Annotated in this window: 14 protein-coding genes; 7 read left to right on the top strand and 7 right to left on the bottom strand. The window is 55.7% G+C overall.

What is annotated here, in order from left to right; all coding sequences use genetic code 11:
- Positions 1 to 20 precede the first annotated feature (20 nt).
- Positions 21 to 3,536: an exodeoxyribonuclease V subunit beta gene (gene recB, locus ACQE3D_RS24435; protein ID WP_313730927.1), complete on the bottom strand. Its 3,516-nt coding sequence runs from the start codon at positions 3,534 to 3,536 to the stop codon at positions 21 to 23.
- Entirely contained in the window at positions 3,526 to 6,621 is a 3,096-nt protein-coding gene (gene recC, locus ACQE3D_RS24430; RefSeq protein ID WP_313730928.1) for an exodeoxyribonuclease V subunit gamma, read from the bottom strand. The genes recB and recC overlap by 11 nt, the downstream gene beginning before the upstream one ends.
- 78 nt (positions 6,622 to 6,699) lie before the next feature.
- Here recC and ACQE3D_RS24425 point away from each other — a divergent pair, with 78 nt between their 5' ends.
- From ACQE3D_RS24425 to ACQE3D_RS24415, 3 genes are all read left to right on the top strand, one after another.
- Entirely contained in the window at positions 6,700 to 7,290 is a 591-nt protein-coding gene (locus ACQE3D_RS24425) for a DUF4124 domain-containing protein (RefSeq protein ID WP_064031464.1), read from the top strand.
- Positions 7,287 to 8,120 (top strand): SDR family oxidoreductase, encoded by an 834-nt coding sequence (locus ACQE3D_RS24420; protein WP_064031463.1) that lies wholly within the window; start codon positions 7,287 to 7,289, stop codon positions 8,118 to 8,120. The genes ACQE3D_RS24425 and ACQE3D_RS24420 overlap by 4 nt, the downstream gene beginning before the upstream one ends.
- A gap of 164 nt (positions 8,121 to 8,284) precedes the next feature.
- Complete coding sequence (locus tag ACQE3D_RS24415) at positions 8,285 to 8,671, top strand: hypothetical protein (RefSeq protein WP_064031462.1); 387 nt, start codon at positions 8,285 to 8,287, stop codon at positions 8,669 to 8,671.
- Between the two features lie 35 nt (positions 8,672 to 8,706).
- On the opposite strand, the gene ACQE3D_RS24410 is transcribed toward ACQE3D_RS24415, so the two are convergent.
- On the bottom strand, positions 8,707 to 9,546 hold the full coding sequence (locus ACQE3D_RS24410; RefSeq protein WP_313730929.1) for a hypothetical protein: 840 nt from the start codon (positions 9,544 to 9,546) through the stop codon (positions 8,707 to 8,709).
- A 99-nt stretch (positions 9,547 to 9,645) separates the two neighbouring features.
- Between ACQE3D_RS24410 and ACQE3D_RS24405 the strand changes: the two genes are divergently transcribed.
- Positions 9,646 to 10,092: an Rsd/AlgQ family anti-sigma factor gene (locus tag ACQE3D_RS24405; protein ID WP_254786882.1), complete on the top strand. Its 447-nt coding sequence runs from the start codon at positions 9,646 to 9,648 to the stop codon at positions 10,090 to 10,092.
- A 38-nt stretch (positions 10,093 to 10,130) separates the two neighbouring features.
- Here the strand turns inward: ACQE3D_RS24405 and ACQE3D_RS24400 are convergent, their stop codons facing one another.
- Positions 10,131 to 12,761 (bottom strand): UPF0182 family protein, encoded by a 2,631-nt coding sequence (locus ACQE3D_RS24400; RefSeq protein ID WP_313730930.1) that lies wholly within the window; start codon positions 12,759 to 12,761, stop codon positions 10,131 to 10,133.
- Between the two features lie 250 nt (positions 12,762 to 13,011).
- Between ACQE3D_RS24400 and ACQE3D_RS24395 the strand changes: the two genes are divergently transcribed.
- On the top strand, positions 13,012 to 14,652 hold the full coding sequence (locus ACQE3D_RS24395) for a multicopper oxidase family protein (RefSeq protein WP_313730931.1): 1,641 nt from the start codon (positions 13,012 to 13,014) through the stop codon (positions 14,650 to 14,652).
- A gap of 42 nt (positions 14,653 to 14,694) precedes the next feature.
- On the opposite strand, the gene ACQE3D_RS24390 is transcribed toward ACQE3D_RS24395, so the two are convergent.
- Entirely contained in the window at positions 14,695 to 16,419 is a 1,725-nt protein-coding gene (locus tag ACQE3D_RS24390) for a multicopper oxidase domain-containing protein (protein WP_064031459.1), read from the bottom strand.
- A 229-nt stretch (positions 16,420 to 16,648) separates the two neighbouring features.
- On the opposite strand from ACQE3D_RS24390, the gene ACQE3D_RS24385 reads away from it, so the two are divergent.
- Together ACQE3D_RS24385 and ACQE3D_RS24380 are read left to right on the top strand one after the other, a co-directional pair.
- A complete protein-coding gene (locus ACQE3D_RS24385; RefSeq protein WP_313730933.1) occupies positions 16,649 to 18,349 on the top strand; it encodes an exo-beta-1,3-glucanase in 1,701 nt (566 codons plus the stop codon).
- 207 nt (positions 18,350 to 18,556) lie between these two features.
- On the top strand, positions 18,557 to 19,243 hold the full coding sequence (locus ACQE3D_RS24380; protein WP_064031456.1) for a hypothetical protein: 687 nt from the start codon (positions 18,557 to 18,559) through the stop codon (positions 19,241 to 19,243).
- 53 nt (positions 19,244 to 19,296) lie between these two features.
- On the opposite strand, the gene ACQE3D_RS24375 is transcribed toward ACQE3D_RS24380, so the two are convergent.
- Together ACQE3D_RS24375 and ACQE3D_RS24370 are read right to left on the bottom strand one after the other, a co-directional pair.
- Positions 19,297 to 20,616 (bottom strand): GGDEF domain-containing protein, encoded by a 1,320-nt coding sequence (locus tag ACQE3D_RS24375; RefSeq protein WP_313730934.1) that lies wholly within the window; start codon positions 20,614 to 20,616, stop codon positions 19,297 to 19,299.
- Positions 20,617 to 20,630: 14 nt separating this feature from the next.
- Complete coding sequence (locus ACQE3D_RS24370) at positions 20,631 to 22,157, bottom strand: GGDEF domain-containing protein (protein ID WP_313730935.1); 1,527 nt, start codon at positions 22,155 to 22,157, stop codon at positions 20,631 to 20,633.
- Between the last annotated feature and the right edge of the window lie 3 nt (positions 22,158 to 22,160).

Genomic DNA, 22,160 nt, shown 5'->3' with positions numbered 1-22,160 from the left:
AAATTCAATCCGGCCGGGTTTCAGCCGGCGGGGAAGAAAATTGCCGCCAAGCCGTTCAAGGTTTCCCGGTCGGGTCGGTCGGCGTAGACCGCATGGTCGGGTTGATCCGGGCGCATGCCGCGCACGAACAAATATTTGATGCCGCCGAAATGGCGTTGATAGTCGTAATCCGGCAGGCGTAGTCGTAAATAACGATCCAGCACCACGCTGTACAACCAATATTGCAAACCGTAGTTGTGTTCGCGCATCGCCAACGTGAGCGAGTCGTGGCCGTAATCGGCCAAGGTGTTGGTCTTGTAATCCATCAGAAAATATTGGCCGCCGTATTCGCAAACCAAGTCGATGAAGCCGGTTAGATAGCCGTTCAGACGTTTTGGAGCCAGGGCTTGATAGGTCGGACACCCGGCCAACAGCCGGTTGATGCGGGCGGTATCGATAGGATAGGCTAGCGACAGATAAAACGGCATTTCCTTGATGCAGCGCTCGGCCGGTAAATCCGCTAGCCGAAACCCGCCGTTCGCGGCTAACGGCGTGCTGACTGTCGCCGCCAGCAGTTGGTCAAGCAACTCCGGTTGAGTCAGGTGTAGTCCGTGGCGCAGACAAGCCATGTCGCGCGGCCGGCCCAAATCCGCGCCGGCGGCCAAGGCTTGAAAGCTCAGCGTCTCCAACAAACTGTGTACGACGTTGCCGGTGGCGGCGCCCTTGGGCAGGCCGCCGGCTTCGACGTAGGCGTCGGCCGGTTCGGCGGCCTTGTCGGCCGGCAGTTCCGGAGCGGTATCGTGGCCGGATTCGGCCAACGCGGTATAGCTGCTCATTTGCCACAGGCTACGTAGGTCCCGGGTTTGCCGACGGTATTCCAGTGCGGCAACGGCGCTCGGCCGTTGCGGTCTGGCCGCCGGAATCAAAGTCGCGCCGGCATCGCTTGCCAACAGGCGGTGTTCGAAGCTGGCCGGCTCGGCTTGGGCCAGACCGGCCAAGACTTGCCGTTGACCGGCGAAATCCAGATCGGCGAACTCGAATAAGTAAGCCATCGCCGACTCGTTGGGCCGCTCCTTGCCGCGTACGTCGGCCCAAAACAAATAGCAGCGGTATTTGGCACGGGTGACGGCGACATAAAACAAGCGCAGGTCTTCGGCCAGTTCTTCCCGCAAGGCGAGTTCCCGGCGCCGCTCGAACTCGGCGGAACCCAAATCCGCCATCATCGCGCCGTCTTCGTGGCATTGCACCAGCCAGCGCTCGTTTTTCAGCCGGTCGCTACGCCGCCACAAGTCAGGGCAAAACACTACCGGATATTCCAGACCCTTGGCGCTGTGAGTGGTGACGATCTTGACCGCGTCGGCATCGCTTTCCAGCCGCAATTGCCGATCGTCGCCGTTGTCGCGCTCGGCTTGCAAGATCGCGCGCCGCAGCCAATCCAGGGTTTTGTGGAGCGCCAGATGCTCGTCCAGCGCGGCCTGTTGCAGACGTTCGGCCAGGTGGTGAATATTGGTCAACGCTCGCTCGGCCTGGATTTGTCCGGACAAGCGGGTTTCGACGCCCTCGCGCCGTAGCAGTTGCTGCAGCATCGCCAGCAGCCCGTGGCGTTGCCAGCATTGCAGATAATCCTGAAAGCGATTCATCCAGCCGTCCAGCGCGGTTTCGTCTTGCAACAAGCGGTAAAGCGCCTGACCGGTCAAACCGAACCAGGATACGGTCAGCGCCGATTTCAAGGCTTCCAGCTGGCCGGCTTGCGCCACGGCTTGCAGCACGGCATGTAATTCCAGTGCTTGTTCGGAAGCAAATACCGACTGTTTGCTGTTCAATACGGCGGCGATGCCGGCGCTTTGCAGCGCGGTTTGGTAATCGGCTGCCGCGCGGTTGCTGCGGACCAGCACCGCGATGTCGCCGGCCGCTAATGGGCGAGTTTGGTTGTTTTCGACGATGGTACCGTCCGCCAGCAGCCGACCGATTTCGGCGACGGTCGCGGCGCGCAGCCGTTCGGCCACTTCGCTGGAACTGCCCTGCCGCGCGGTCCAGTGTGCCTGTTTGTCCGAATGTTTATCCAACTGCCACAACACCAGCGGCGCGCCGTCGGCGAGCTTGCCGTCGGCGCTACCTCGGCCGGCCTGGACTGGGTGAAAGTCCAGTTGCTCGAATAAAAACGGTCTTGGCCGTTGAAACAGCCGGTTGACGGCGCCGACCAGATCGGGATGCGAGCGCCAGTTGTGGGATAGTGTGTAATGTTGCGCGGCTTGGCGCTGGGCGGCGAAATAGGAAAAGATGTCTGCGCCGCGAAATTTATAGATGGCCTGTTTAGGATCGCCGATCAAATACAAATACAGATCCGGCGCGCCAAACAGGGTCGAGAAGATTTGCCATTGGTGCAGGTCTGTGTCTTGAAATTCGTCGATCAACGCCGCCGCGAAACGCCGGCGCAATTCGGCGATCAACAATTCGCCGTTGGCGCCGGTCAGCGCGCCGGCCAGCCGGACGATCAAATCGTCGAAAGACATCAAATTGCGCTGTTGCAGCAAGCCGTCCAGCGTGGCGCGTAAATCTGCCAACAGCGCGGCGCGCAGTCCGGTTTGCAGCTGGCCGGCTGCCGCGGCCAAGCCATCGAAAGCCGTCGTATCGACGCCGAGACCGTCCAGATAAGCTTGTTTCTGTTCGGCCGGCGTTTGCGGTTTGGCCTTGCCGGTCTTGAACTTGACGCCGTTCAAACCGCCGAGCAGGGCTTCGCGGGTTAGGCCGTCCAGACTCGGCAGTTCGGCCGCGCGGTCGGCCAGCCAGGTTTTCCAGGCCTCAAAGCGGGCCGGAAAATCGCGGACGAAGCTGGCGCTGAACAGGCCCTCCGGGAAGGCGGTTTGCAGCGTGGCGGCCAGCGTCGCCAAACCGCTGCTGGCGGCGGCAATCGCATTGTCCAGTTCGGCTAGTTGTCTATCCAGATCGGTGTCGGCCGGTTGAAAGGCTTGCTGACCGCCGACCCGGACGACGCTGGCCAGTAGGCTATCCGGCGTCGGAAAAGCACGGGTCAGCACCGCGATTTGCCAGGCAGGCCGGTCGGCGACCCGGCGGCGCCAGAAATCGTCGGCGCATTGCTGTTGCAGTTCGGCGATATCGCCGCTTAATTCGCAATCGAACAACTGGCCGCTGGCCAGCGCGTGCTCGGCTAGGGCGCGCTGGCAGAAGCCGTGGATCGTGAAGATCGCCGCCTGATCGATGTCCAGCAACGCGGCGTCCAGGCGTTGGCAGACGATGTCCGGCGCTAGCCCCAAGCCGGCCAGCCAAGCGGCTATCGTCGAATCGGCGGCGGTTGGGTTCAGTACGGCCTGGCGGGCTTCGGTCAGACGGGCGCGAATACGCTCCTTGAGCTCTTCGGTGGCCGCTTTGGTGAAGGTCACCACCAGTAACTGCTTGATGTCCAGTTCGCGTTCGACCACGAAACGCAATACCAGCATCGCGATCGTGTAGGTCTTGCCGGTGCCGGCGCTGGCCTCCAGCAGATTGATGCCGGTTTTCAACGGCGTGGCGATCGCATCGAAGGCTTCATGCGCCATGCGCGGCCCTCCAGATCGGTTGCAGCCAGTCCCGGCAGGCGGTTTCGAAGTCGGCGTCGATTAAGCTGTCCAGGTCGCGGTAAGCCAGCAACTGAGCAATCTCCGGCTCGTAACCCAGCGCGACCGCGTTGACGATTTGGTCCAGCGCGGCCTTGCGCGCTCGCTCGGGTTCGTCGTGCGGCAAGTAGGCCAACGCGGCTTCGCTGAAAAACGCATCCGGCCGACGCCGGCCTTGCTCGAACAGCCCGAGCCAATAGGGTAGTTGGGCGGGATCGGCCAGGTCAGGGGGAAAATGCAATTCGGCGTCGGCGGCCAATAGATAAGTCGATTGCGGCTGCCGGCGATTGATCAGCAGATGATGCAACCAGGCGGCCAGCAGGTCGCGGCCTTTCAGTTTGCTGTAACGGTACAATAATCCGCCGTTTTCGTAGAGATTGCCCAATTTGCCGACCAAGCGTAAATCGCCGACGCTCAACTCCAAATGCTCTGCCGGCAGCGCGGCACCCAAGGCCAGTGCCCGAATCCGCTCGGCGAATTCGGCAACGCCCGGCTCGCGGCGCCGCCAAGCGAGTTCGCCGGGACCTGCCGCCGGCCAGAGGCCCCGGGCTTGCAGCTTGGCCAGCGAAAACGGCCGGCCGGCCAACTCGGCGGCCACCCAGTCCTGAGCGATTTGATAGTCGTCCAGGCCGTCCACCGCGAACGGCTCGCGTTCTTCGGCATCGGCAATCAACACCGGCAGCCTTACGTCCAGTTGCCGGCGCAGAAAATAGCGTTGCGGATGCTGGAAAAAATTCAGTAATTCGGAAATTTCGACGACGGTCAACGGTTCGGCTTCCAATTCGCCCCGCCACCAGGCTTCGGTCGGGCGGCGCTCGCCGCGCAATTGCGCGGCGGTTGCGCAATCGTGGCCGGCGTAGCTGAACAAGGTCGGTTCGGCACCGTTGAAATAGCGCGGACTGAAGGCATGCAGCGGATGACGGACGACCGGATCGGCCAAGCCGTAATGGTCGCGCAACACGTCCAGCAATTCGCTGACGATCGGCGACGGAGGGATTTCGCTGTTGTCGCGTTGCGATTGGCCAACGTAAGTCAGAATCAGCCGGCGCCGCGCCGACAGCAGGATTTCCAGAAACTGGTAGCGGTCGTCGGCGCGCCGGGAGCGGTCGCCGAGGCGGGGATGTTCGGCCAGCAGATCGAAAGTGGGTTGGCGGTCGAGTTTGGGAAATTCGCCGTCGTTCATGCCCAGTAAGGCGATGACTTGACACGGAATCGAACGCATCGGCAGCATCGAGCAGAACGTCAGCTGGCCGCGTAAAAAGCCGTTACCGGACTTGGTTTCGTCGAGGCGTCCGCTCAACCAGGCGACGACGACGCTCAAGGCTACCGGTTGGTCGTGAATGTCGGCCAGTTCGGCGAGTTCGGCCAGCAGATCCTGCAAGGGCTGGCGGTCGGCCGGATCGGCGCCGGCCAGCAGGCGGCCGGCGTAATAATCCAGGGTTTTGCACCATTCGGCCAGCGACTTGGCGGCGGTCAGTTCGTCCCCTGCCCTAAACAGCAGTTTCAGGAAGTCGGCCAGTCCGCCCAGCGCGGCGGCAGAAGCGCCTTCGATGTCCGGGTAAGGCAGAATGCCGTCGATGAACTCGGTGTCGGCGGCCGCGTAACCGACAAACAGCCGCTCCAGACTGGCCTGCCAAGTGTTTTGGGCAATCGCCGGCAAACCTTGGCTCCGTTTGGCCTCGGCCGAGCGCCCCCACCGGACTCGGGTGTCGAGCAGCCAGTGGCGAATCAGCTCCAAATCATTGCCGTCCAGATCGAAACCGGCGGCGATCAATGGTTGTTCCAGTAAATCCAGTACGGTTTGCCAGCCCAGCCGGCTTTGCGATAAGGCCAGAAAGCGGACGAAGGCATCCAGCGCGGCGTTGCTGATTTTCAGGCTACGATCGGCGACGGCGTGCTGAATATCGTCGAAAACCGCGCTGATGAAGGGGGCGTACAGCTGAATGTCCGGCGCCATCACGACAATGTCGCGCAAGGCCAGATCGGCGTCGCTTTCCAGCGCGTCCAGCAATAGATTTTTTAGAACCTGGACCTCGCGCAGCCGCGAGTGGCAGGCGTGTATGCTCAAGCTGGCGTCGGCCGCTTGTGGGCCGGCGGCGCCGGCATTGGCGAGGATGTCGTTTTGCAGGCTGCCCAACAAGCCGGCGGTGTCGGCGCTTTCGAAGCTGCTGGGTTCGAAGGCGAACTCGACTTGTTCCAACAGCATTTGTTGAAATTCGCGGCCTTGCTGCCCCAGCCTGACCAATAAAGGGTGACCGTCGAATTCTTGAAGTTGCGCCAACAGCCGCTTGCCGGGCAGGTCGGCCCAGTAGCCTTGCACCGGATTCAGCAGGTAGAGATGCACGTCGCAATGGCGCGACAAGGCTTGCAAATAGGTCAGTAGCAACGGCGGCAGGCTGTTGACGCCGAACACCGAGACTCGTTCCGGTAAATCATGCTGCCAGGTGCCGGGCGGAGCGGTGTTCAATTTGGCGATCGTTTCCAACCAGTGCTGGCCGCGATGTTTGCCGCCGGCAGCCGAGAGGCGGCGCCACAGTGCGGCTTGCCAACGCTCATTATCGTTGTCGTACAACGTTTGCCGACTTTGCCAGGCGCTCAGTAGGTCGGGTCTGAGCATCTGGTATTGGTCGAATAGCCGGGCCAGTTGCAGTGCGAGTTGGTAGCGTTTCAAATCGACGTTGTCGCCGGCTAGATATTGGCGTGGAGCCTGATAGACTTCGTCGTCGAGATCGCGCAGCAAGGCTTCGAAACGCCACAGCAGGCGTTGGCGGTCGAAATCTGCATCCGGTAGTTGCTCGTGCAGCCGAGCCGCCAGTTCCCCGAAAAACTTGGCTGGAAACAGATAGCGAAAATGGCCCCAGACCTGAAATCGTTCGGCCAGTTGTTGCGACAGCCAGCGTTCCATGCCTTGGCTTTGAATCAGGAAAATTTCCGGAGCGAACGGCGACGCCAGCGGTGCCGCGCCGATGACGGTCGCCAAATGCTCCAGCAGGTTTTCAGTTTTGTTGGAGCTGTGTAGAACGAACATCGGCGGTGGAAAAAATGATTTACAGGCGGCGTAAGCTGGGTAATAGTTTTACAGTAGCGTTTAACCGACAGGAATACAATGAGAAAACTTTTCTGCCTTCTAACCCTGTGTCTGGCCGCCGAGAGCTGGGCCGGCGTTTATAAATGCACCGATGCTTCCGGCCATACCAATTACCAATCCTCGCCCTGCAACGAGGAACACAAGGCCGAGCAGGTCAATACCATCACCGGCGGCAAGGTTGATTTGACCGCCAGCGAGCGTTTGCAGGCCGAGGAAGCCGAACGGAAGAAACAGCAATCCTTGCAGGAACAGGCCGAACAACAGGCCAAGCTGGACGCGATCGTCCAGCGTAAGCAAGACGCCAAGGCGCAAGCCGAATTGACGCAGGCGCTGATCAAGCAGAATCCATTGCAGTTTTCGGCGTTTGCGATTCCGCCTTACGATCCCGAAAAATTGCCGGCTCAGGTCAAGCCCTTCGAAAGCCGATTGCCGGATGTCGAGAAATTCCGTCGGCTAGCCGCGCAAAAAGCCTTGAGTAGCGGCGAGTGTCAACGGGTCGAAGCCGACGAATTGACCGCCAAGAGCAAGCTGGAACAATTGGTGTTTTTGATCAATTGCAGCAGCGGTAAGACCTTTACTTTCACTGAATCGGAATTAAGTCCACCATGACCTCCAGCAAAATCGTGCTGATCACCGGCTGTTCGTCGGGTATCGGCTACAGCACCGCCTATTACTTACGCGAGCGCGGTCACCGGGTAATCTGCTCGGCGCGTAAACCCGAAGATGTCGAACGCTTGCGGTCGGAGGGATACGAATGCCTGCAACTGGATCTGGCCGATTCGGCCAGCATCCAGGTGGCCGTCGCGGCCTTGATAGAACTGACCGGCGGTCGAATCGACGCCTTGTTCAACAACGGCGCGTTTGGCCAGCCCGGCGCGGTCGAGGATTTGAGCCGCGAGGTGTTGCGGCATCAGTTCGAAACCAATTTATTCGGTACTCACGAATTGACCAATCTGATCTTGCCGCTGATGCGCAAGCAAGGCCATGGCCGGATCATTTACAACAGTTCGGTGCTGGGTTTTGTGGCGATGAAATTTCGCGGCGCGTACAACGCCAGCAAATACGCGTTGGAAGGTTTGGCCGATACCTTGAGATTGGAGTTGCGCGGCAGCGGCATTCACATCGTGCTGATAGAGCCCGGTCCGATCAAGAGCAATTTCCGGCAGAACGCTTTCGCGCTTTACCAAAAATACATCGATCCGGAACACAGCGCGCATCGAGACACTTATCTGGCGATGGAAGCCCGACTGCAAAAACAAGGTCCGGCTTCGCCGTTTACATTGCCGGCGACGGCGGTGGCCGAAAAAGTCCGCCATGCGTTGGAGTCTGAAAAGCCGCGCAGCCGTTATCCGGTCACGCTGCCGACCTATGTGTTCGCCTGGTTGAAACGGCTGTTGCCGACGGCTTGGCTGGACCGCTTGCTGGTCAGCGTCGAATAACATTGGTATTTTAAAGGAAATGGCCGTTTTCGAGGTCATTTAGGGGTAATAAACGGGTCGCAAACCGCATGATCTATGCTATTATCCCGGCCCGACATATGGCGGTTAACGCGGTCTATTAACCGGTCTATGTTCTTAATAAAAACAACTGTGAGGTTTATTACATGAAAATTTTCAAAAGTGCTGTTGTCGCTTTCTCCTTGGCTGTCGCGATGGGTTCTTTTTCGACTTCGGCCAGCGCCGAGTCCGACAAAGGCCGGGTTAGTTATAAGCCAATCGACGCGGTCAACATCGTGATCGAGCGCATCAGTGCAGCCGAAGCTGCAATCAACAACGGCGCGGAAGACGCCGAAGTTGCGGCTCTGATCAAAAAAGCCGCTGATTTCTCAGAAGAAATCAACGCCAACGACAAAGTTTCCAGAGAAAACTCCAAAGTCAGGGGTCACCTGAAAGCAGCCATCACTTCCGCGAAATCCGCGAACCTGCAAGAAGCGAAAGAGCATTTGGCAAAAGCTAAAGCCGGTACCGAAGGTCTGAAAAAATTGCTGTAATGTTTTTTAACAGGGTGCCTTCGGCACCCTGTTTTTTATCCCCCGTCGGTTTCGCGCAACGAAAACGGCATCTCCGCCAATTTATTTTCCAGCCAATTCAACGCATCGGCGGCGCTTCTCAACGTAGAAGGGTCCCAGTCGGGTTCGGCGTGTTTTGTCAGTAGGTCCCACCGAGCCAGCAGGTTCTTCAGTTTGCCGGCATTGCTGACGCTGAAATGCCAACGAGCCAGACAAGCGTCATACCAATCGTTTCCGCCACCCACGGCGATTTGCCGACGTAAGCCCTGTAATTGTCCGAGTACGTTCTCGATCATCGGCACTTGAGTGCCTATCCAGCTTTCGACTTGAATTTCGCTAATCGCCGCTATCGATCGACCGGGGTTGTCGGAGACGATTTTCAAGCAATGGATCAATTCGCTGCTGCCGAAGCGGACGGCGGTTTCGTAAAACGCCGACGCTTCCATGTCATATAAGGCGTCTTGGAGGTATGCCGTGTTCGGTTTCGACGAGGTGATCAGGCTGGCGGTCGGGCAGAGAACGTCGAACGGCAACTGCGGAAAGAAACAGCGGCCGGTGTCGGCGTCGACGACCTTGTCGGCCAAACAGACGTGGCCGATCGGATATTCCGGATGACCGGCGACGCCGAGATTAAGCAATACCGGATTAGTTACCGGCCGCAGGGCTAAGGCATACGCCACCGCGCCGGCCATCGCCGTTTTGCCGATACCGCTGACGACCACGGTGCCGGCAGGGCCGCTGTACATCGAAAATGCCGAACTGTCGGAAGTCTTTTTCAGACTCCAGGCGCGGATCAGCGGTTTGGCTTCGCAGGCGAGCGCGGTAAAAACAAAGCGGTAAGGTGCAGAGTGGGTCACATTTTTCGAGAAAATTATCTTTATTAATTAACAGATTGTTGAAGCTTATTAATAACTCACTTAAATTTAGACTTCGTCAATTTGAAAAGGAGACGTACCGTGATCGCATCCCATTCGTCAGTGACCGAAACCACATCCACCCATCTGCACTGGGTTGAAGCCCTGCGCGAGGAACGTAGCGCGCTTTGGTCCCTGTATTGCCAAATCGCGGAAATGAAACCTTTCAGCGACGCTGGTCAGGTTAGGCCGATGCTATCCCAATTTTCGCAACTGCTGATCGATTACGTGTCGCTCGGTCATTTTGGGATCTACGAGCACGTATTGAGCGACGCTGAAGGTGCGTCGGAATTGCTGTCTTACGCAGGTAAGATTTATCCGGTGTACTCGAATACCACCGAGTCGGCGGTGACGTTCAGCGAACGCTACGATGACGGTCGGCGCAATTTCAAGACCGACGATTTAGCCAGCGACCTGTCCAAACTCGGCGAACATCTAGCCGAGCGGATGGAACTTGAAGACCGGCTTTGTTCTATGTTGCTGCATTGACCGATCTTCGCTACCGCCGATCCAACGCCGGCGGCAAGCTATTTCGGTTCATCGCCCGAGGTGCCGGAAGCCGAACCGCTGGCACCTTTGACGAACAAGTCTTTCATTCGGCTGAAGGCCGCCAGCAGAGTTTTATCCATTACCACTTGATTGCCGATCGAAACGATGACCCTGGCCAGTTCCGGTATCCGGGTTTTGGTCGCCAACATATAAATCGGCTGCACATACAATATCGAATTGCCCATCGGCAATATCACCATACGGCCTTTCCGAACTTCGGAGCCTTGTTGGTTCCATAGCGTGAATTGGGCGGCGATTTCCGGATTTTGGTCGATCAGCGCATTGACCTGGGATGGACCGTTGACCTGGACCGCTTTGGGAAACTTGAATATCGTCAAGCCGGGTTGGTAGCTGTGATCGCAATTGATCGGGTCCATCGTGCCGGCAACGCCTACCATGCTCAAATTGTCTCTGTGCACCGGCGTCATTGGATTGATCATGACGAATTCTTCTTCGTCGTTACAGCGGTCGAAGTCCATCGTAATGAAATAAGGCAACACCGATTGGCCGTCCACGCTAGCGTATTCCCAGGTTTCGGCCTGCTCGTAGAAAAGCTCCGGGCTGCGCTGATGATACTTTGCGTAGATCTTCATCTGCATGTAGTACAGATCGCGCGGATAACGCAAATGTTGCAGCAGTTGGTCCGGCATATCCTTGAGCTTTTTGAATAGCCCTGGATATGCCCGATTATAGGCGGCGATAATCGGATCTTTGGGATCGGAGATGTAGTAATCGACGTCGCCGTCATAGGCGTCGACAACGATTTTCACCGAATTGCGAATGTAATTGAATTTATGCTTGCCGTCCAAATAATCGTCGGCGGCCGGCTTGGAGACCGGATAGTAATTGGATAGCGTGTAAGCGTCCTGAATCCAATAGAGCCGGTCTTTGTCGACGACCAGATAGGGATCTTTATCCAGATGCAGGAACGGTGTCAGCGCGGTAATCCGCTCGTCGATATTGCGGCGGATCAACACCTTGCTTTGGTTGGAAATGTTCGGCGAGAAAAAGATCTTTTCGTCCCGCAAATAAAACGCCAGCAACATTTTCCGAAAATACGATGGAATCGGGATGCCGGATTTGCCTTCGTAGTTGCTGCTGTCGCGCGAGCTGGAAATGTCCTTGACCGTTAAATTGTTCGGTACGATCGCGTATTGATACTTTTCCTGACCGTAGTAAATATCCGGGTGCGTGACCGAGAAGCCAACTTCGGAACTCATGTTCAGGTCGCGCAAATACCAAACGATAGGGATGCCGGCATCTTGAGCGGCCGGCGAAATCACCGCGCCATAACCGTGCGTATAGCGCAAGTGTTTGTTTTCCCAGTTTTGCGCTTCCTTGGGCAGGCGTTCGATATTGACCTCGCGTGCGGCCAGATTGACTTGTTGATGATGGCCGTTGATGAAATATCGATCCTCGTCAACGGTCGGAAACACGTAATACGGCCGTATGCCTTGCAATTGCATGTAACTGTCGATCAAAAATTCGCGGTCCCAAACCGGAATATTTTCGAAATGTTTTTTGGTCGACCACTCTTCGATGTCCTTGGTGGCGTCCAGATTGACCTGAAAATCGATAGTTTTGATATTGTTCAGGTCGTATGCCGCCAACGTGGCGTCGATGTTACTCAACATCGATTCGCTTTCGGTACGCGTAAAATTGGGCTTGACGATGAATTTCTCGATCATCTCGGGAATAGAATGCGTGTGTTTCAATCCGCCCACGCTCAGTAAACCCAAGGTCGCCAGCACCGCCGGCACCTTGCTGCGATGGCGTTCGGAAAACACGTAGAACAGCGCGGCCGCGGCGATCGCTACCACGAAGAAGATTTCCAGCCAGATCAGCGGCAGCTGATAGTGCAACTCAACGAAGCCGGGGCCGAAAAACACCGGTTCGTTGCTGTCCACGTACAGTAGCGAGAAACGCTCCAGCAAATATCCCCAGATCACGAAAGCAACGACGAACAGGAACAGTGCGCCCAGATGGATTTTCGCGCCAAGCGGGAATTCCTTGCTCTGGTTGGGAACGAAGATGTGCTCCAGCCAATAGAGCACGCCGGTGGCCGCCAACACTAGAGTGGCGGTGATCAGCAACTCTTTCTGAATCAGTATGTAGATCGGGTAGGCAAACATGTAAAAGCTGACGTCGTTGCCGTAAACCGGATCGATGACGCCCGACGCGTTGCCGAAAAAAAACAGCAGGGCTTGTTCCCATTGCAGATAGAACGGTACGGCGATCGCGATCGCCAGTAGCAGGGATACCGGCGTGTAGATCTTGGTCGAGCCGCTCATGAAGATCTCGGCGAAGCGTTGGAAGCGCTTACGTTTGCCGTCGTCGAGCAGCACCTCGTCGGGTGGATTTAGGCCCAGGTAGCGGGAGGCGATCCAGAAATGGAACATGAAGACGGCGAAGAAGAATACCGTCACGGCACCGGAGAAGATGAAGCGATAAAGTAATCTCAGCCAAAAATAGGGTTCGAATTCCAGCGAACGAAACCACCACAAATCGACAAAAAAATCGAGAAACACGAAGTAAAACGCGACGTATGACACGACAACGGCGACCAAGGTCGCCGCCACGAACGCGGGTAACAGTTTCCAGTTACGCATAATTTCCTCTTTGCTTAGATTCCGGCACCGCCGCGATGGGCGCTTTGCCGCGCGGCCGGTGATTAGAGATCGCCCCCAGCCGAGCATTCTAACACCCAAATCCGGATTGTGACCTTTCGCGGTAAGGGACTCGGTTGGCGTAATAGGGCGTTGTTTAGGGGTAGGAAAAAGAGTATGGTCGGCGTCAATAACGAGAGCTTATCGATTAAGCCAATCACAACGAGGAAGGGGGGAACTCATGGGTACATCCATGTCTATCGACGCCGGCAGACGCCGGTTTTTAAAGTATTCCGCCCTGGGCGGTGCGTGGGCGGCTTGTCCGCGATGGGTGAGTGCCGAGACGCTTCGAAATGCCCCGACGGCCGGTTTCCATCCGGACGTCGAGCTGGACTTCACGGCCAAGCTCGCTCGGGTCGAGATATTGAACCAAGGACCGGCGACGGCGGTACAGAAATTTTTCGGCACTGTGCGCAAGGGCCCGGCGAATAGCCTCGTGCAATTGCCCAACAACTACCTTGGGCCGATTTTGAACCTCCAGCAGGGCCAGAAAGTACGGGTTTATTTCACCAATCAGCTTAGCGAGGCCACAATCATACATTGGCACGGCTTGCATGTTCCGCAAAGCAGCGACGGCCACCCGATGTATACGATAGCGCCGGGCGAGCAGTATGTGTACGAGTTCGAAGTACGTAACCCGGCCGGCACCAGTTTTTACCACTCGCACGCGCATAATCTGACCGCCGAGCAGGTCTATCGGGGATTGTCGGGGTTGATCGTGGTCCGGGACGTCGAGGAAGCCAAGCTGGATTTGCCGGACGGAGACTACGACCTACCGCTGGTGATACAAGATCGAAGCTTCGACAACCGCAACCAGCTCCGTTATGTACACGGCATGCCGCAACGGATGATGGGCTTTCTCGGCGATACGATTCTAGTCAACGGCAAGCCGAACGCCGGGTTTCAAGTCAAATCCAGGGCCTATCGGTTCAGGGCCTTGAACGGGTCCAATTCCCGAATTTATAAGCTGGGCTGGGACGACGGCACGCCGCTGACCGCCATCGCTACCGACGCCGGTTTACTGGCCCGGCCGGAAACCCGGCCTTATCTGATGTTGGCGCCGGGCGAGCGTATCGATTTGTGGCTGGACTTCAGCGGCCGCGCGGTCGGATCGAAATTGACGCTATATAGTCTGCCGTACAGCGGGGCGATGCCGGCGATGTACGAACGGATGGGGCACGGAGGCATGATGCACGGCGGTATACACCAAGGCGCTAAATTTCCAATCGCGGTATTTGAAGTTACCGAAAAAGTCTCCGATTCGCCGAAATTGCCGGAAAAACTGGTGCCGTTCCGGCGCTTGACCGCCGCCGACACCGACAATGCCGATAGCCCGCTGCCGATCGCGCTTTCGATGCAGCCGATGCGGCCGCTATTGAACGGCATGTCGTTTGCGATGGACAGGGTCGTGGAAGCCGAGAAAGTACCGTTGGGATCGATCAAGAAGATCCGGATTTTTCACGACCATTCCCGCGGCGGTCACCGTGGCGGCATGGGTATGATGGGCGGTATGCGGCATGGAGGCGACGCAGACCCGAACCCCGAGCATGATATGGGGGGAATGGGAGGAGCGATGATGAATATGGCCCATCCGATTCATCTACACGGCCAGCAATATCAGATTCTGTCCCGACATGCCGCCGATACCGATGGCTACGCCAGCGTCAAGGACGGATTTATCGACAGCGGTTGGAAAGATACGGTGCTGGTGATGCCGGGAGAAGTCGTGGAAATCGCCAAACCGTTTCAGGATTATAAAGGCTTGTTTCTTTACCACTGCCATAACCTCGAGCACGAGGATTTGGGGATGATGCGGCAGTTTTACGTTTATTGAAGCGGGAGCGGCTCCGAGCGAGGCGCTCGGAGCCGTGCAGCATTATTTTTTGGCGAACATCGACAGGATGCGTTCGCGGTTGATGTAAGCCGCGTACAGCAAGCCGCCAAGCAGAATACCGTTAAACAGTTGACCGAAGAACGACGTGTCCGAGCCGGTCGGTTGCGCCGTTGCGTCGGTTTTCGGCGCTACCGGCGGGGGCGGCACGAAAGCGGCCTGCTTTTTAGTGGTGATTTCCGGCAAGCCTAAACTTTTCCAGGCGTCGTAATCTTGCCAGGCCGGAAATTTGCCTTGCCAGAATTCCTTGGTGAAATAAGGCGCCAGACTCATGCCGTGAACTTTGGGTATGCCCCGTTCGTCCATGAACCCTTTGTAGACGACCAAGCTGATGTCGCCGCCCTCGCCCATGCCGTTGGTCGTGAACGATTTTTCGACGTGGTCGTGGAACATCCACACGCCTTGACCGAAGCTATTCAGGCCGTCGTCGACGCCGTTCAGTTCCAAATCCAGACGCTGCGCCGGCACCATGCCGTGTACGTCGCGTTTGATGTAGGAAGACGGGCCGTTATCGACGCCGTCGTAGTGCGTCACCATCGGCTTGTGGCCGTGTATGTGCAGCGCGAAGGCTTCTTCATGACCGTTGAGAACCCGCAGTTTCACCTTTTTGTTTTCTTCCATCAGAATCAACGATTCCCGCAAGGTGTACGGAAACGAGCGGCCGTTCAGCATGAAGTAATCCGGCTTGGCATCGGTGATGTCGTATTCCTGATTCAAGCGGCGCGCCAATAGGCGCGGATCATTGGCCGACCGAGCCATTTCGTGCAATTCCTTGTCGGCGGACTGGTAGTGTAAGTCGTATTCGGCCGCGTACTTTTCCTTGACGGCGACCGAAGGATGGCGAACCTGGCCGTTGCCGACGTTGAAAACTTGCACCCAGTTGTTCGGCCGGTTTTCCTCGACGACGAAAATGCCTTGCAAGCCCATCGGAATGTGGACATGCGGCTGGACGTGGCAGTGGTAATACATCGTGCCGGGTTGGCGCGGCTTGATCACGTAAGTTTTGCTTTGGCCGGGCAGCACGTCCATTTGGCTGGTTTGACCGACGCCGTCGTTGCCTTCGCCGCTATGATCCATGTAGGGATGGTCGATGCCGTGCAAATGGATGGAGTGCGGAAAGTAATGATTGTTTTCCAGTACGATCCAGACAATGTCGCCCTGCTCGACCCTTATGGTTGGCGAGGGTGCTCTGAGCAAAGGGTTGGCGATGGGTTCGTAAAGACTCAGCGTCGACATGTCGCGAGTTTTCGGCGCGAATACCCAGAAGGTCGGTTGAATGCCGGGCGCGATGTCGAAAGTGGTGGTCGGTTCGCGCATGTCGGGCGAATGGCCGTTCAGTTCGGCGATTTCCAGCTTGATGATGTAATGGTCGGGATCGCCGTCGCCGTCCATATCGTTGCTGACAGTCAGCGCGTCGGCGGCCAACTGTGTTTCCATCAGCGTCGCCATCGATATATTGTTGGTGCCTTTGACGAAGGCCGCGACCTCGGCGGGATTATCTGGGTTACACATCCGTGATTCTTGTATTTCCACACCGTCGATCACTTGCGCGTCACGCCATTTGGCATCGGTAAATTCCGAACAAACTTCCTCTGCCGCACCCAATTTAACGCTGGTCGAGCTCGGCAGCTTGTCGGCGACCGCTAGGGCAAGCGGAGACAACGGCAGCAGCAGAGCCCCACACAGCATGGGGATAACCTTTTTATGCATAGAAAAACCTCATAAAGCAGACGACTATCTAGCCACCCGGGTGGCGGCCAAGAACATTAGAAAAGCGCGATACTGTAACCAGAACCCATAGGCAAAGTACAGCAATTCTTTATTACCGGAGCCGCTTGGATAGATGCGGTTTTCGCAAACCAAACAATGCCCTTTATAATTCCACGACGCTAGCAAATTACTAGCCGATCCGGCCTTCTTCACTGATTTCATCGCTATCATGCCCAGCTCCAGAATCCTGCTGTTCCTATTGTTGATACTTGCCGTTCACGGCGGTTACGACTGGTTGTCCAATCGCCCGCAAGACGCGGGTATCGACGTGCCTTCCGGCAAACTGCGCAGTTTGTCGTTCGCGCCATTCCGCGAGGGCTATAGTCCACTCGAGGAGATTTATCCGCTCGCCGAACACGTCGAAGAAGATTTGCAGGTGGTGGCCGATAAGACCGAAACCATCCGCACCTATTCGAGTCTGGGCGGTTTGCAGCCGACGCCGGATTTGGCCCGCAAATCCGGCTTGAAAATGATACAAGGCGCCTGGATAGGCGGAGGTTATAAGGATAACCGCAAGGAAGTCGATGCTTTGATCCAATCCGCCAACGCCAATCCGGATGTGGTGAAACGGGTGATTGTCGGTAACGAGGTGCTGCTGCGCGGCGAGTTGGACGTGGATCGGCTGATCGGCTACATCCGCGAGGTGAAGCGGGCGGTCAAGCAACCGGTGTCTTACGCCGATGTGTGGTCGATGTATATGAAGCATCCCAAGTTGTTCGCCGAGGTGGATTTCATCACCATCCATATTTTGCCCTATTGGGAGGACGAGCCGATTTCGGTCGATAACGCCTCCCAGCATTTGGAAAAGATCGTTCGCCAAGTCGAAAACGAAGCGCGCGGCGTGGCACCGGGCAAGCCGATATTAATTGGCGAGTCGGGCTGGCCCAGCGCCGGGCGGCAACGGGGCATGGCGGTACCCGGCGTGGTCAACGAAGCCAAGTTCATTCGCGGCATGATACAGGTCGCCAATCGGCACGGCTTCGACTACAACATCGTGGAAGCCTTCAACCAACCCTGGAAAAGCGAGCTGGAAGGCGTGGTCGGCGCCAATTGGGGTTTGTTGTCGGTCGATAGGGAGCCGGTGTTTCCGTTGACCGGACCGGTTTACGAAAACCCGGATTGGCCGATTACTTATGCGCTCGCCTCGTTATTGCTGCTGTTGGCGGCTGGGCTTTTTCGAAATTCACTGGCGACGTTGCCTATTAGTCGCTTGATTTTGTTTTTGGCGTTGGCCCAAGTGTTTGCCGCCTGTTTGGTGGGTTTGGCTGATTTTCTTTGGTATACCAGTTATAGCGTTTGGCAACGCGCCTATACCGTGGTTATCACGCTTGCCAATACCGGTTTGGCGGCCGCGTTGTTACATCGTTGTTCGGCGATTTTACGCGATAAAGCCGGCGATTTCGGAATGGCCAATATCTTGCGCACCGCGTATATGCTGTTTATCGGTTTGGCGTTCTATAAAACATACGGTTTGGCTTTTCACGGCCGATATTTGAGTTTTCCAATCGAACAGTTTGCAATACCCGCGCTCGGTATCCTGGGCTTGATGGCTTGTCAGTGGCTGGCGCACGGGAAGATCAATGGTCAGCTGTTGTCTTTCGATCAATTAATCGGTTGGAATTTAGGTCGTCGGCGCGATCCGCTGATTGCGTATTTCCTGACGTTAGCCTGTTTGGCGATGGTCTTCGGAGAAGCTATGGCCTTCTTGGGCGGCCGAGATTTTATCCAGGCCCATCCTGGATTGTCCGCCGGTTTACCTGTGGCGCTGGAATATACCTTATATAACTGGCAACTCTTGAGTTGGTTGGGTTGCTTGGTGACGTTGTCGTTGCCGTTCTGGACTAATCGTAACAGCGCGGAACGAAATTGATTCCGGCGCGGCTCCATGCTTGAGTTTCTTTTGTCGCGGATTGAGTGACAGTTTGCCGCGCGGCAATTTGTCACATTTTCAAATCGAGCGGATGCCAATAAACTATGTGCAACTCTTGTATGCGCTCCCTCTCCTAAAGGGTAAAGAGTTTAATATCCTTCCTCAATGCGGCCTCTGTGCCGCATCTTTTTTTGGACGAGGTTACTTATGGAACGGAACTTTTGCTCTACTAAGTCCGCGTTTGTTCATCCCAACGAGTTAAATCGGCGGACGGCTTTCCATGAAGCGGGGCATGCCGCTGCGATACATTTAGGCAACCGCCAAAAACAATTACCCCCAGTATTTTTCGAAATCCAACTTAAACGTCCCAGCCTCGATAGTCGATACTTTACCGCCAAAGTCGTCGATGGCAATTTAATTCAAAATTTGCCGATAGCGGTGCTGGAAAGTTTCGCCACATTTTCCGACGAACCCTATCAGCATAGTTGTCAAAGGGCTTACGAAGCCGATGTCGTCAACTTATTGGTCGGGCCTTTGGCCGAAGCTAAATATGTGGCTATTCGAGACGACGAGGTTTTCAACCTGGGTCTAATGAGTTTTGAAGCCCTACATAATTACGGCGGTTACAGCGACTTGGAAAAAGCCGAAGGGTATTTGGAATGTTTCATCGCTTCCAAAGCTCAGCGCGAAGAAAAAATGCAGGAATTGCTGGAACAGGCTTTCCGTTTCGTCGAAAACTCCTGCCATTGGCAATGTATATTAAGTTTGGCGAATTTTATCCTGGATAGTCAGCAGGAAGTCATTTCCTGTGACGAGGCAATCGGTATTTTCGATCGTTGCTTGGAGCCGGTGGCTCTATTTCAAAAGTTTACGAGAACGGTAAGTTACGCGTAATCGTTATTGCCACCGAATTTAGCCGTTTTGTCGAAACAAACAAGTCGATTCGGTTAGTTGTCAATCTCGGCCGCATACACCGTGCATCGGTTGCGGCCCAAGCGTTTTGAATGGTACAAGGCCTTGTCGGCTCGGACAAAGACATCGTCGTGCGTATCGTCGTTGTCGAATGCGCTAATACCGCAGCTTAACGTCAGATCGATTTGCTCGCCGTTGGAATTAAAGCCGCATCCTTGAATCATTTTCCGCAAATGCTCGGCGACTTCCAGTGCTTGCAGCGCGCTGGTGTTGGGCATCAACATCACGAACTCTTCGCCGCCATAGCGCGCCACGAAATCGGTTTCGCGACAATTGTTAGCCAGCAATTGACCAACCAGGGTCAGGGTTTTGTCGCCGGCTTTGTGTCCGTAAGTATCGTTGATGCGCTTGAAATAATCGATATCCCAAATCACCAGAGACAACGGCGAACGATAGCGGCGCCACCGGTTTTGCTCCATTTCGGCCCGGTTATTGTAGGCGGCGCGGTTCGGTAGCCCGGTCAACGGATCGCCCAAGGCGCGGTCGTGTTCAATTTTCAGTTTGGTCCGCAGCGATTCGGTTTCCGATTCCAGTTCCATCAGCTTGAGTGCCATCGTCTCAATCTTCAGCTGGGCTTCTTGTTGTCTGGCATCTTCTTGCTGTTTGTGTTCCAACAGTTGTAGTAACAGCCTATCCAGATGTTCGCCGGTCTTGCTTTTGACGCTGCTCAATTCGTCGACAGAACGCATCGTATCCTGAAAATCGTGAACTTGGCGTTGTATCGAATGATTCAACGAGTCGCGACTATCGATCGACAGTCGATTTGCTTCGCTGGCGATTTCAGCTTGTTGCTCGATCTCGATCAATTGATTGCTCAAATCGGATAAGAACGCATCAACGCCGGATTGTTCGGAGACGGTAAAATCCCGAACGTTCAACAACAGGCTGAAGGCCGAATCGATGACTTTTCGATAGGATTGTTCGCCGTCGCGTTCTCGAATGCGTTGCCGCAATGACGTGGTATGTTGCTGGAAGCGTAGCGGTACTTCGGATTCGGCGAGCAGTTCGTCCAGGCGGTTTAATAGATAATCGTCCTGGGCGGCTGGGTAGGTTTGCGTTTCCGGTTTGACGTCCTGTTTGGTTTTGGAAATATGTAGCAGGGTTTTGGAAACCGAGTGTAAGTCGCCGACCAAATCGTTCAAATTGGCGCCGTTTCTGAGCTTGCCGCCTATCGTCACCAAATGGGGTTCCAATAATTTGTGGCTGCCCTGGCTAAATATCAGCAGTTGCAACACCAATTTGTACAAAAACTTTTCGATGTCGGCCGGTTTGGCGTACGGGGACATGACTTCCATTTAATAAATCCCGATTATGCGACTATGCAACGATTTCGGCCGTTCTGTTTGGCTTGATATAAACCTTTATCGGCCCTGTCGAAGATGGTTTCTTGGGTGTCGTTGGCGGCAAATTGACTGATGCCTCCGGAAATCGTGATCGCCAAACGGTTACCGTTCGCTACGAAGCCGCTGTTGCCGACGATGGCCCGCAATTTTTCGGCGACCGACAATGCCGCTTGGGCATCGGTGTCCGGCAACAGCATCACGAATTCCTCGCCGCCGAAGCGGGCAACGAAGTCGCTTTGCCGACAGTGTTTGGATAACAGTTTGGCGATGGCTACCAAGGCCTTATCGCCGGATTTGTGGCCGTAGGTGTCGTTGATGGCCTTGAAAAAGTCCACGTCCCAGACGATCAACGAGAACGCCTGAAGAGTGCGGCGATAACGCGCGATTTCGAGGTCAATCCGTTCTTCGAACGCAAGCCGGTTTGCCAAACCGGTCAACGGATCCCGCGTGGCGCGGTGTTGCGCTTGGTCCAAGCGTTCCCGCAATTCGCCGGATTCCGCTTCCATGTCTTTCAATTTTTCCGTTAACACGCGCAATTCGCGGTCGACTTTTTCGCGTTCCTGCTGTTCCAGTTGATTGTGAGCTTGGATTTGTTGGCTAATGGTCTGCAAGCGGCTATTGATCAACTGTTTGAGGGGTTCGAGCTGGGTGGCGTTGGCCGATTGCGTTTGCAAATCCACCAGTTGATCCGAGACCGTGCGATCCAGCAGGTTACGTTTTTTGGCCGAAGATTCGTTAGCCAGATTGACGCCGATGGCCTTGATGCCCAGCTCGGTCAATTGTTCGGTCAATTTCGACAGAAACGCCGCCATTTCCAATTGCTCGGCTTCCATGTATTTTTTGATGGTGAGCAATAACGCCACGGTGTCGTCGAAAATGGGTCCCAATGACTGGTTTTCGTTCAGACGGTGCTTGAGTTGCGCCGATTTCTCGGCGAATTGGGTTGGAATATCGATGCTTTCAAGCAGTCTCATTAACTGCAGATTGATGGCCTTCTTGTCGATCTCGGCGAAATCCAGCGCCAAATCGATACTGTTGGCCGATTTGTCCTGGTCGATCAACTCCAGCAGCGCCATGTACAGCGCTTGATTATTGGCGAATTGCCGGTTTTGGTAGCGTTGCTGTATATCTTCGAACTGGTCTGGCCATTGCGGATACAGCTTGCCCAGAAATTCGAACAGCAATGTGGAATCGAGCGGATGATTGGCGCCATCGTCTTCCAGCATGATCAAGGCACTGGAGAACGCGGTCAGTTCCTTTTGCAGCAACTGGCTTTGCAAGCCATTTTTCAGTAGGTTGCGTATCCGGTTTAAGTGGGGGTCCAATTGGCGATTGAGACCCTTAACCGCCAACGCGAAACGGACGATGGTTTTACAAAGCAGATCTTCGTTGGCCTTGTACTGTTTTTCGGTTTTTTCCTGGTCTTCAAGCAGGTGGAAGTACTTTTCCTTCCACTGTTCCTGCCCGTCATCCTTGTTCCTGAAAAAAACCATGAA

This window comes from Methylomonas sp. MS20 (genome assembly GCF_050275925.1).
In the GTDB taxonomy this organism is placed as follows: domain Bacteria; phylum Pseudomonadota; class Gammaproteobacteria; order Methylococcales; family Methylomonadaceae; genus Methylomonas; species Methylomonas koyamae_A.
The sequence above is the reverse complement of the archived record's forward strand: the minus strand, read 5'-3'. Positions and strand labels throughout refer to the sequence as shown.